A 12,048-nucleotide genomic window follows, 5' to 3' on the forward strand; every position below is an offset into this window, starting at 1 on the left:
AAAAACAATGGTAGCAGTACCATTGAGTGCCATTTAGTTAACTCCTATGAGTTAATTGATTGGTATCTACTTTAGTATTCAATATTGACTTCTGGCGAAGTTAAACTGTCACAAAACAAAGACCCGTTTGGGTTGTATGGTTAAGTGACTAAGCGTACACGGTGGATGCCTTGGCAGTTGGAGGCGATGAAGGACGTATTAACTTGCGATAAGCTTAGTCAAGCTAGTAAAAAGCGCTTGAGACTAAGATTTCCGAATGGGGAAACCCACCTGCTTGCAGGTATCGTTAACTGAATACATAGGTTAACGAGGCGAACGCGGAGAACTGAAACATCTAAGTACCCGTAGGAAAAGAAATCAACCGAGATTCCGAAAGTAGCGGCGAGCGAAATCGGAACAGCCCTTAAGCTTATTATGTGTTAATGGAAGGCTGCTGGAAAGCGCCACGATACAGGGTGATAGTCCCGTACATGAAAAGACATTTTAAGTGAAATCGAGTAGGTCGGAGCACGTGAAACTTTGACTGAATATAGGTGGACCATCATCTAAGGCTAAATACTCCCAACTGACCGATAGTGAACCAGTACCGTGAGGGAAAGGCGAAAAGAACCCCTGTGAGGGGAGTGAAATAGAACCTGAAACCGTGTACGTACAAGCAGTAGGAGCCCACTTGTTGGGTGACTGCGTACCTTTTGTATAATGGGTCAGCGACTTATATTTTGTAGCGAGGTTAACCGAATAGGGTAGCCGTAGGGAAACCGAGTCTTAACTGGGCGATTAGTTGCAAGGTATAGACCCGAAACCCGGTGATCTAGCCATGGGCAGGTTGAAGGTTGAGTAACATCAACTGGAGGACCGAACCCACTAACGTTGAAAAGTTAGGGGATGACCTGTGGCTAGGAGTGAAAGGCTAATCAAACCGGGAGATAGCTGGTTCTCCCCGAAATCTATTTAGGTAGAGCCTCGGACGAATACTTACGGGGGTAGAGCACTGTTAAGGCTAGGGGGTCATCCCGACTTACCAACCCTTTGCAAACTCCGAATACCGTAAAGTAATATCCGGGAGACACACGGCGGGTGCTAACGTCCGTCGTGAAGAGGGAAACAACCCAGACCGCCAGCTAAGGTCCCAAAGTCATAGTTAAGTGGGAAACGATGTGGAAAGGCCCAGACAGCCAGGAGGTTGGCTTAGAAGCAGCCATCCTTTAAAGAAAGCGTAATAGCTCACTGGTCGAGTCGGTCTGCGCGGAAGATGTAACGGGGCTAAACTATGCACCGAAGCTGCGGATTCAGAATTTATTCTGAGTGGTAGGGGAGCGTTCTGTAAGCGGTTGAAGGTGTACCGGGAGGTATGCTGGACGTATCAGAAGTGCGAATGCTGACATGAGTAACGATAATGGGAGTGAAAAACTCCCACGCCGGAAGACCAAGGGTTCCTATCCCATGTTAATCAGGGTAGGGTAAGTCGACCCCTAAGGCGAGGCCGAAAGGCGTAGTCGATGGGAAACAGATTAATATTTCTGTACTCGATATAATTGCGATGGGGGGACGGAGCAGGCTAAGCAAGCATAGCGTTGGTAGTCTATGTGAAAGTGAGTAGGGCGTTTGTTTAGGTAAATCCGGACGAACACTAAACCTGAGACACGAGACGAGTCACTACGGTGATGAAGTTGCTGATGCCATACTTCCAGGAAAAGCCTCTAAGCTTCAGATTATATGGAATCGTACCCCAAACCGACACAGGTGGTCAGGTAGAGAATACTAAGGCGCTTGAGAGAACTCGGGTGAAGGAACTAGGCAAAATCGTACCGTAACTTCGGGAGAAGGTACGCTCCTATCTGTGATGAGACTTGCTCTCTAAGCGGACGGGAGCCGCAGTGACCAGGTGGCTGGGACTGTTTATTAAAAACACAGCACTGTGCAAAATCGCAAGATGACGTATACGGTGTGACACCTGCCCGGTGCCGGAAGGTTAATTGATGGGGTTATCCTTAGGGAGAAGCTCTTGATCGAAGCCCCGGTAAACGGCGGCCGTAACTATAACGGTCCTAAGGTAGCGAAATTCCTTGTCGGGTAAGTTCCGACCTGCACGAATGGTGTAACCATGGCCACGCTGTCTCCACCCGAGACTCAGTGAAATTGAAATCGCAGTGAAGATGCTGTGTACCCGCGGCTAGACGGAAAGACCCCGTGAACCTTTACTACAGCTTGGCACTGAACATTGAACCTACATGTGTAGGATAGGTGGGAGACTTTGAAGCAGCGACGCTAGTTGTTGTGGAGTCAACCTTGAAATACCACCCTTGTAGTTTTGATGTTCTAACGTTGGCCCCTGAATCGGGGTTACGGACAGTGCCTGGTGGGTAGTTTGACTGGGGCGGTCTCCTCCTAAAGAGTAACGGAGGAGCACGAAGGTTGGCTAAGTACGGTCGGACATCGTACGGTTAGTGTAATGGTAGAAGCCAGCTTAACTGCGAGACAGACACGTCGAGCAGGTACGAAAGTAGGTCATAGTGATCCGGTGGTTCTGAATGGAAGGGCCATCGCTCAACGGATAAAAGGTACTCCGGGGATAACAGGCTGATACCGCCCAAGAGTTCATATCGACGGCGGTGTTTGGCACCTCGATGTCGGCTCATCACATCCTGGGGCTGAAGTCGGTCCCAAGGGTATGGCTGTTCGCCATTTAAAGTGGTACGCGAGCTGGGTTTAGAACGTCGTGAGACAGTTCGGTCCCTATCTGCCGTGGGCGTTTGAGAATTGAGAGGGGTTGCTCCTAGTACGAGAGGACCGGAGTGAACGAACCGCTGGTGTTCGGGTTGTCATGCCAATGGCATTGCCCGGTAGCTACGTTCGGAACTGATAAGCGCTGAAAGCATCTAAGCGCGAAGCAGGCCTCGAGATGAGTTCTCACTAGACTTTTAAAGTCTCTGAAGGGCCGTTGAAGACTACAACGTTGATAGGCAAGATGTGGAAGTGGTGTGAGCCATTAAGCTAACTTGTACTAATTACCCGTGAGGCTTAACCATACAACGCCAAACGCGTTTTATGTGATAGTGAAGCAAGCGAAGAAGTTAATATGACTAAAGTAGATATTACTTAGAAAGACTTAAAAAATATTATCAGATATTTTCCAAATTCAAGAGGTGACTCTTAGCGCGTAGCGTTAAAGTTGAGGCACCTTGCGCAAAGAAAATGGTAGCACTACGTGCTTGTCATTAATTCTTTGCACCATATTTGCTTGGTGACAATAGCGTTTTGGACCCACCTGACTCCATGCCGAACTCAGTAGTGAAACGAAACAGCGCCGATGATAGTGTAGCATTTGCTATGTGAAAGTAGGACATTACCAGGCTTCAAATTGTAGAGAGCCCGACTAGAAATAGTCGGGCTTTTTTACGTCTGCAGAAAAGTAAAATATGCGCAATTAATACACACTCACAGCAACACCCATCACGTAGGTCGGGCGAGCGTAGCGACTCCCTACGTTAAAATCACAACAAAACTTCTCAGTATTTCAGTCGGCCAATAAAGTAGCATTTGCTATGTGACTCTCCACCGCTGTGGGCACTACGACAGTACCAGACTTCAAATTGTAGAGAGCCCGACTAGAAATAGTCGGGCTTTTTTACGTCTACAGAAAAGTGATTTAGGTATTCCTCTAAGCGAAGCGCTTCTTGGCGAATAATTTGTATCAATCAGCAATAATATTTAATCAATTTGAGGGATTAAATCTGACCCTAACTGCGTTAAAAACCTCAAATATGAAACAACTGGATAACGAATTTTTGTCCTTCTTTTATCGACTCCGCTTAGTTATTGCTCTAATCTCAATTTATGATCTGTTCAATTATGTAGTTTATAAAATGTGACAGCGTTCGTTTAGGTAAAATTAGAATAATAAGGGCTTAATCATGAGTAAAGTTGAAAACCACCCGCATGGTGTTTTTTGTTGGTCAGAGCTTTGTACGCACAATTGGAAAGACGGTAAGGCGTTTTATACATCATTATTTGATTGGGGGCATGACGATCAACCTATTGGAGAGAACATATACTACACCATGCTACAAAAGCAAGGTGATGATATCGCTGCAATGTACGAAATGCCTAAAGAGCAAATTAGTGCAGGTATCCCAAGTCATTGGTTGGCTTACATTGCCGTCGATAATATCGATGATTGTGCGCTAAAAGCAAAAGAACTAGGTGCTGAGGTTATTGCCGGTCCTCATGATGTTATGAATGCAGGACGAATGTTGATGCTAAAAGATCCAGTAGGCGCAACTGTTGCACTATGGCAGGGGAATGAGCATAAAGGTTGTAAGCACTTAGGTGAATTAAATACGCCTTATTGGCATGAGTTAGCAACAAGAGATAGTAAAGTAAGTCGAGACTTTTACTGTGCTTTACTAGGCTGGGAAAGCGAAATAAAGCCTATGGAAGGGATGGACTACATTTTATTTTTAGTCGATGGACAACCAATTGCCGGTATGCTTGAAATGACAAGTGAATGGCCTGATGATACCCCTGCTCATTGGATGATTTATTTTGCAGTAGAGAGTTGCGATGTAATTGTTAGTAAAGCCGCTAACTTAGGCGGGCAAGTATGTGTTCCTGCAACAGACATCCCCGATGTTGGTCGTTTTAGTGTTATATGCGACCCTCAAGGTGCTGTATTTTCGGTGATCGAATCTGTTATGGATGACGTTTAAATAGTTACATTAGCTTTAGCGTTAATTTACTCGCTAGTTTGTTATAATACTCGACAATTAAATCGTCAGAAAGTGCAGAGAACGCAATGGAATTTGAACAAGATAGCAATTTAACCCTCCCTTTATTTCTATTAGATGAATCATTAAGTGATAGAGATTTAGAGCAGCCTGATTTTGAAATATCAATTGGACTTGATGATGAGTTACTTGCTCAAATTTGCCAAAATCCAAGTGAAGATAGCAGTGTAGGTATTACCATTGATAGTTATGAATTACTTATTACTGCCCCTTTGTATTTAAACATATTGAGCCAAGAACATGATGCGCAAATAACATTAACGCATGGGCCTCTTTTAAGTGTTGTTTTGAATACTGAAGGTCAAAAGACATTCGTTTCTCCTCAAATGGATATGATGCCCACCTTCGATTTAGGTGACGAGGACTAATGAAAAAAATAATAATAAGCATATTCGTACTAATTATTCTCAGTGGTTGTGCTTACTTAGGTAATGCACATTACGATGATTTATTTGGGCCTGAGCAAGCGCAAGAGCGTATTGTTCCGCATTCTACCTTAGCTGGCGCTGATTTTTTACAAAACGTAAAACCAGTACTCGATACCCGCTGCGTCGTTTGCCATGGTTGTTATGACGCACCTTGCCAGCTTAAGCTTTCATCTCCTGAAGGTATTGACCGAGGTTTGAGTAAAGAGCTCGTTTACGATGGAACTCGTTTATTGGCAACAACCCCAAGCCGTTTATTATTTGATGCAACTAATACTCAGCAATGGCGAGAGAAAAACTTTACGCCAGTGCTAAATGAGCGCGTGCAAAGTGAAGAAGCTAACTTAGCGGGCAGTGTGTTATTTAATAGCTTAGTGTTAAAGCAAAGCCATGAATTGCCAGTAAATGAAGTGTTAGGTGATGAGTTTGAATTTTCGTTAGCGCGTTCGCAAACTTGCGCAACAATGGGTGAGTTCGATCGATTGGCAAGTGATCAACCTCATGGCGGCATGCCTTATGGTTTACCTGGTGTTTCGCGTGAAGAGTTTAATCACTTACAGAACTGGCTTAAAGGTGGTGGTAAAATGTCACATATTCAGCCACCAAGTAAATATGATCAGAATAAAATAGCGGGCTGGGAAGCATTTTTAAATCAAGATAGCTTAAAGTATCAGTTATCAGCACGGTATATTTATGAGCATTGGTTTTTAGCACATATTTATTTTACTTCAGAAAACCCACAAAGCTTTTTCAAATTAGTTCGCTCAAGTACGCCTCCTGGTGAGGAAATAAAGTTAATTGACACGCGCCGCCCATACGATGACCCTAAAGTTAGCCGTGTTTATTATCGTTTTATGCAAGAACGTACAACCATACTTTCTAAAACACATTTACCACTTGAGCTTAATGAAGCTAAATTACTGCGTTTATATGAGCAGTTTATTGCGCCAGATTATACTGTTACGAAAATGCCTAGTTATGAGGCTAAGGCAGCATCTAACCCTTTTAAAACTTTCGAAGTTATTCCAATTAATTCTAAGTATCAATTTATGCTTGATGAGGCAGAGTTAATTATTATGGGCTTTATAAAAGGGCCTGTTTGTCGTGGTCAGATTGCTTTAAATGTTATAAACGATCATTTTTGGGTGGCTTTTGCTGATCCTAATAAAGTAGCGACTCCGGCTGTAGGGGAAATGCTAATGCAACATGAAGAGGCATTAGAACTTCCTGCCGCTGAGGAGAGTAATGCCTTACCCATTTCTAGCTGGGTTAAATATTCAGTTCGCGAGAAAAAGTATTTACAGGCGAAAGTAGAGTTGGCTAACAAAATGTTCAAAGGTGGTGAGCACCTTACAACAGACTTACTTTGGAAAGGTGATGAGCATAATAAAAATGCGGCACTAACTATTTTCCGCCATTTTGATAGTGCAACTGTAGTTAAAGGTTTTATTGGTCAAGAGCCTAAAACCACCTGGATATTAGATTATGCTTTGTTTGAGCGTATTCACTATTTGCTTGTAGCAGGCTTTGATGTGTACGGAAATATAGGCCATCAATTAGTGACACGCCTATATATGGATTTTTTACGTTTAGAGGGGGAGCAAAACTTTTTAGCTCTATTACCTGAGCACAAGCGTAATCAAATTAAAAAGCAGTGGTACCGTAATTCACCACCTGACTTATCTAAGTTCTTTAAAAGCAATCGTGAATTTAGCCAGCCAAGTGGTATTAACTATGAAACTGATGATCCACAGCATGAGCTATATACCTTGATGAAAGAAGCCTTAGCGCCTGTATTAAGTGAGCAATATGATTATACTAAAGTTTCTAAAGAGTTAAGTATAATAAATAACATGCCAGCAAAAGCGATCAATTTATTACCACAATTGTCTTTTGTATTAGTTAAGCAAGCCGATAATAGTCATAAGGCTTACACCATTATCCATCATAATGCGCACTACAATATATCTAGTTTATTAAACGAAGATGGGCAGCGTGCTTATGATGAAGATACCGCAACGATTGTTCCTGGCTTTATAGGTGATTATCCAGCAGCTATTTGGTATTTAAATAACGATCAGCAAGTAAATGCTTTTGTCGAGCAATTGCCTATGATGCAAATAGAAGCTGATTATAGAACACTAAAATCTAAGTTTGGTATCCGACGGACTCATCCACAATTTTGGCAATACAGTGATATTTTGCACGACACGGCTAAAAAGTATCGTGGGATAGAATATGGAATGTTCGATTATAATCGATTAGAGAATCGCTAATATAATTTTACTACTATGGCCCAGCTTGATGCTGGGCTTTTTTATTGGGTATTAATAATTCGCTTAATTATTTTGACTGATTCTTCGTTTTAAAAAATTAGTCTACACTTATATAAAAAACTGGTTTATACATGTTCAATATTATTAAAAGCGTGAGAACACGTTACCGATGGGCACTAATTGCAATAGCGCTATTAATAAGTGGCTCTGCTTTATTAATGCAGCATAGTTTTTCTGTTCAAAAGTTTGATGCAAAAATTATTAACATCGCTGGTAGCCAGCGTATGCTCTCACAGAAAATTGCTTGGCACAGTAATGCTATGCTTAACATCAGTAATTACTCGCCCGCTCATACTGAGTCACTCGAGAAGTCCCTTAATACATTTAAAAAGTCCCATCAAATATTATTAACTAAAAACTCTGATGACGAATACATTTACTTAAATCCAGCGTTAGTAGACTTATATTTTGGTGAAACGATTGGGTTAGATAAAGCGGTATTTGACTATATAGAACAAACAGAGCGGCTTTTGTATCAGCAAGGAGAGATAAACCACTCAGTATTTTCTATAAAGCATGTTGAAACGTTATTATCAAAGCTTGATAAGGCAGTGAGCTTATTTGAATCTCAAGCTGTTAAAAAAGTAAATTGGGTCGCCAACCTAGAGATACTATGCTGGTTATTGGCAATGACATTATTACTTATTGAGTTAAGATTTGTTTTTATACCAATGGAAAAAGAGGTTTCAGACACGCTTTTAGAGCTACAAAAACAAAAAGATTTTGTTTATCAAACAAGTCAAAATAAAGAACATTTTATTGCCAGAGCTAGTCACGAATTTAGAACACCTTTGCAGGGACTTATTACGTCTATTGAGGAGCTAGACGTTTCTGATAAACAGCAAAGCGTTAAAACCCAAGCTAACTATTGCGCGCTTAGGTTAATAGCCATATTAGATGAATTACAAGACTTGCAGGCTTTAAGTGCAGGTAAATGGGTACCGCATTTAAATGATGAAAACCTTCTAGAGTCGTGTAATAAAGTAATAATAGCTTACAAGCATGCGTGTAAGAAAAAAGGCCTAAAACTAGTTAGCTCTTTAGATGAATCGTTAAATTGTGTATGTAAATTGGATCATCAACGTTTGCAGCACACACTTACAGAATTAATTAGTAATGCAATTAAGTTTACACAAAAAGGTGAAATTACTGTTTCAGCTAAGCTTTTAGATGATGAATTTCATTTAACAGTGAGTGACACTGGCAGTGGCTTTTCGAAGAAGATTACCAGTCTTGAATTTGACTCATTTAAACAAACCAATCACTTTCAAGGGTTAAGAACAGGCCTAACCCGGGTTCAATACGTTGTAAAAGCACTGCATGGTGAAATTACTTTTACAAATAATAAAACTCATGGTGCTTTGGTGTCTTTGTATTTACCAGTGACAATAAGTAAAGCCCTCCCAACACCTCTTAAAGTAAACGACAAGCTAACGTGTTTAGTCGTTGAAGATAACCCATTAAACACTATGTTATTAACCCGCATACTTAGTTTATTAGGTTTAAGCTATGATTGCGCAGAAAATGGTAAAGTCGCGTGTGATATGGTGAGTGAAAATCAGTACGATATTGTTTTTATGGACCTAAATATGCCTGTAATGGATGGGTTTGAGGCTATTAAAAAAATACGTTCCGATCTTAATAAAGTAATGCCAATTATTGTTATAACAGCAAATACCTCACAAAATGATATAGAGCGAGTTTATGAATACGGAGCTAACCTCCATATTCATAAGCCAATAAGCCAGCAAGCAATTAAAGATGCATTAAATAGTATTAGCGTTGTTAGGGCGTGTTGATCTTTGGTAGTTGAATTTGCAGCAGTATGTTTGGTTTTTAGGCAAGGCAGAGCCTATGTAGTGTGGTTATTCCCCATAAATAGGCGATAACGTAGCATAAATACCAAACATGCGCTGCCCATTGGGTTCTTTCTAGGGACGATTAACTCTTTGTTACTCGGTTTTGACTTAGCCCACTAGGTTACAAACCTCGTGCCGCGATTTAATCGTCCCTAGATTGAACAAATTTCAATCCACAAAGGTCAATACGCCCTAGTGAAATAAATTAATTTTGCGGATAACAAGCTTGCTAAGCACTTTTAATATACGTTAACTTGCTGTTTTAAGGTTTATTAGGAAAAGTTAGTGCAGTCAATTACGCTTGAGCAATTTAATGGTTACTTACAAGGGCAAGGTAAAAGCCGTTACGATATATGCAACCTAGATTGGCAAGTAAACCTAGGAGAACATTGGTTACTTTTAGGTGCTAATGGAGCTGGTAAATCTGCTCTGACAGCTGCGTTAATCGGTGAGGCTAAGTGCGAAAGTGGTAAGCGTATAAGTAGTATTAATAAGCTTATGCTCGTGTCTTCAGATTCACATAAACAGTTACTAGCTCAAGAATTAGAGCATGAAAAGCACACTCTCGTTAAAGACCTTATTTTTACAGGGCATAGTAATAATGATGAATTATTAGCGCAGCTAATAGAATTATTTAAATTTAGCTCATTACTAAATAGGCATTTTAGAGACCTTTCAACGGGTGAAACTCGTAAACTCCTACTTATAAAAGGACTCAGCTCCCATAGTGAGTTAGTCGTGCTTGATGAGCCATTTCATGGGCTCGACGTACAATCGTGCCAGCAACTTAATAAAATACTCATAGAGCTTAGCCAAACAATTACTTTTGTTTTTGTACTAAACCGCCTAGACGAAATCCCTTCATTCATTACTCATTATGGCTATGTAAACCAAGGTTGCTTGTTACATACTTTGGCAAAGCCAGACAAGGAGCAATTGAGTGATTTACTAAAACTACTTCATTTAGAACATACCTTATTGGATGTGCCATCTCCTGATACCGAGCAAGAGCAAAAGGCATTCACTGGTAATACCTTAGTTAAATTGAGTAATGCTAAAGTTAGTTATAGTGACGTAAGCATATTCAAAAATCTCAATTGGACTATAAAAAAGCATCAGCATTGGCAGCTTACTGGAGCGAACGGTTCAGGTAAAACATGCCTATTAAATTTAATAACAGGTGATAACCCACAGTGTTATAACAATGACATTGAAGTGTTCGGTTTTAAACGCGGAACCGGGGAGAGTATTTGGGATATAAAACAGCATATTGGTTTTATATCTAACGCGCTACATATGGATTACCGCGTAAGTATATCGGCTTTAAATACTGTTATTTCAGGATTTTACGACAGCATAGGTTTATATCAAAAGCCGAGCGACGCACAAATTAATATTGCTAAGCAGTGGCTGGCATTTATTGGTTTAAGTGACAAGCAAAACACCTCATTCACCCAGCTTTCGTACGGCGATCAACGTATGCTTTTAATTGTGCGAGCTATGGTAAAGCATCCAACGTTACTTATTTTAGATGAACCTTGCTTAGGCTTAGATGAAGCAAACAGGCAGCGTGTACTGCTACTAATAGAGAAAATTTGTGCTGCCAATACAAGTACTGTGATTTATGTAAATCATCATGCGGCAGACAAAATTAAAGGAATAGAGAATTACTTAAAAATGGAAGACTTTCATTAAAAGCTCACAGAAAGGTTGAGCGAGAATTCACTCAACCCATTTTTATTTTAAAGACGAGTAACGCTAAAGCCTTTATCTCGAAGCTGTTTAAGTAACCCGTGTTTTTCAGGTAAATGCAGAGCGCCTACAGCAATAAATAGCTGCTCGTTTGCTAAACGCGGTGTGAGTTGTTTAACCCAATTATTATTGCGGTTAGTTAGCATTACTTGCTCGCTAATTTCACCGTAATTACTGTCATCAAAACTCATGTTGTAGTAATCGGTTAGTGTGTCCATGTCACCGCTTTTCCACGCATTAACTAACTTGATAAAGTAAGTATTAATATCGGCTAGTTGCTCAAAGGTTTCTTCAATCATTTCATTGCTTAATAGCACCATACCATCAAACATTTGTAGTTGTTGTTCTAGGGTTTCAAGCTCGCCAATTTTAATATTATGCTCTTTAGCATAACTAAGCACTTGCTTGTCTATGCCGGTTTTATCTGAATAACCTGCATTTTGAAATTCAATTTGCATCATAGTCACCATAACAGCCCAAGGCTTTAAGCCATTAAACATAGCAATATCAATCGACTTTTTAGCAAAGTAATCTTTTAGCTTGGTATAATTTTGCTTTGAAAGCTCAGTTTGTAATGTTTTACCGTCACTTAGCATCATAAATGGCATTGAGCGCTGCTGCATTTCAAGTGGAGTAAGTTTGCTTATATCAACTTCAACAATGACTTCTTTGCTTGCACTAATTGCATCGGTTACATTTTTAGGTAAGCCTTTCATGCTGGCATCACCAACGTGTACAGTGCCAAATAGGTAAGAGCTGACGCCATTTTTTTCTATTTTATATAAGGCAGGTGCTGCATAGCTGTTAAAGCTAAATGTTATAAGTAATGCCACAATAAAAAAGTGGCTAACACGGGTAAGAGCATTCATGGTTTGTCCTTAAAATCTCA

General features: G+C 40.5%; 6 protein-coding genes and 2 rRNA genes. 7 read left to right on the plus strand and 1 reads right to left on the minus strand.

Annotation, left to right across the window (positions count from 1 at the left end; translation table 11 throughout):
• Positions 1-138 precede the first annotated feature (138 nt).
• The 7 genes from P4S65_RS05995 to P4S65_RS06025 all read left to right on the plus strand — a co-directional run bounded on the left by P4S65_RS05995 (position 139) and on the right by P4S65_RS06025 (position 11,102).
• Positions 139-3,029 (plus strand): 23S ribosomal RNA (locus P4S65_RS05995).
• A gap of 211 nt (positions 3,030-3,240) precedes the next feature.
• Positions 3,241-3,355: ribosomal RNA gene (rrf, locus tag P4S65_RS06000) — 5S ribosomal RNA — on the plus strand.
• Positions 3,356-3,914: 559 nt separating this feature from the next.
• Positions 3,915-4,709, plus strand: coding sequence for a VOC family protein (locus tag P4S65_RS06005; RefSeq protein ID WP_337119746.1), 795 nt, complete (start codon positions 3,915-3,917; stop codon positions 4,707-4,709).
• 86 nt (positions 4,710-4,795) lie between these two features.
• Positions 4,796-5,155 (plus strand): hypothetical protein, encoded by a 360-nt coding sequence (locus tag P4S65_RS06010; RefSeq protein WP_149613945.1) that lies wholly within the window; start codon positions 4,796-4,798, stop codon positions 5,153-5,155.
• The gene (locus P4S65_RS06015; RefSeq protein ID WP_337119747.1) at positions 5,155-7,488 is read left to right on the plus strand and encodes a fatty acid cis/trans isomerase; all 2,334 of its coding nucleotides are present in this window, start codon (positions 5,155-5,157) and stop codon (positions 7,486-7,488) included. Before P4S65_RS06010 ends, P4S65_RS06015 begins: the two co-directional genes overlap by 1 nt.
• A 131-nt stretch (positions 7,489-7,619) precedes the next feature.
• A complete protein-coding gene (locus tag P4S65_RS06020) occupies positions 7,620-9,347 on the plus strand; it encodes a response regulator (protein ID WP_337119748.1) in 1,728 nt (575 codons plus the stop codon).
• Positions 9,348-9,692: 345 nt separating this feature from the next.
• A complete protein-coding gene (locus P4S65_RS06025) occupies positions 9,693-11,102 on the plus strand; it encodes an ATP-binding cassette domain-containing protein (RefSeq protein WP_337119749.1) in 1,410 nt (469 codons plus the stop codon).
• Between the two features lie 47 nt (positions 11,103-11,149).
• Here the strand turns inward: P4S65_RS06025 and P4S65_RS06030 are convergent, their stop codons facing one another.
• Positions 11,150-12,028, minus strand: coding sequence for a TraB/GumN family protein (locus P4S65_RS06030; protein WP_337119750.1), 879 nt, complete (start codon positions 12,026-12,028; stop codon positions 11,150-11,152).
• Positions 12,029-12,048 lie beyond the last annotated feature (20 nt).

The sequence above is a fragment of the Pseudoalteromonas sp. B131b genome (assembly GCF_037162545.1).
GTDB classification, from domain to species: Bacteria; Pseudomonadota; Gammaproteobacteria; order Enterobacterales; family Alteromonadaceae; genus Pseudoalteromonas; species Pseudoalteromonas fuliginea.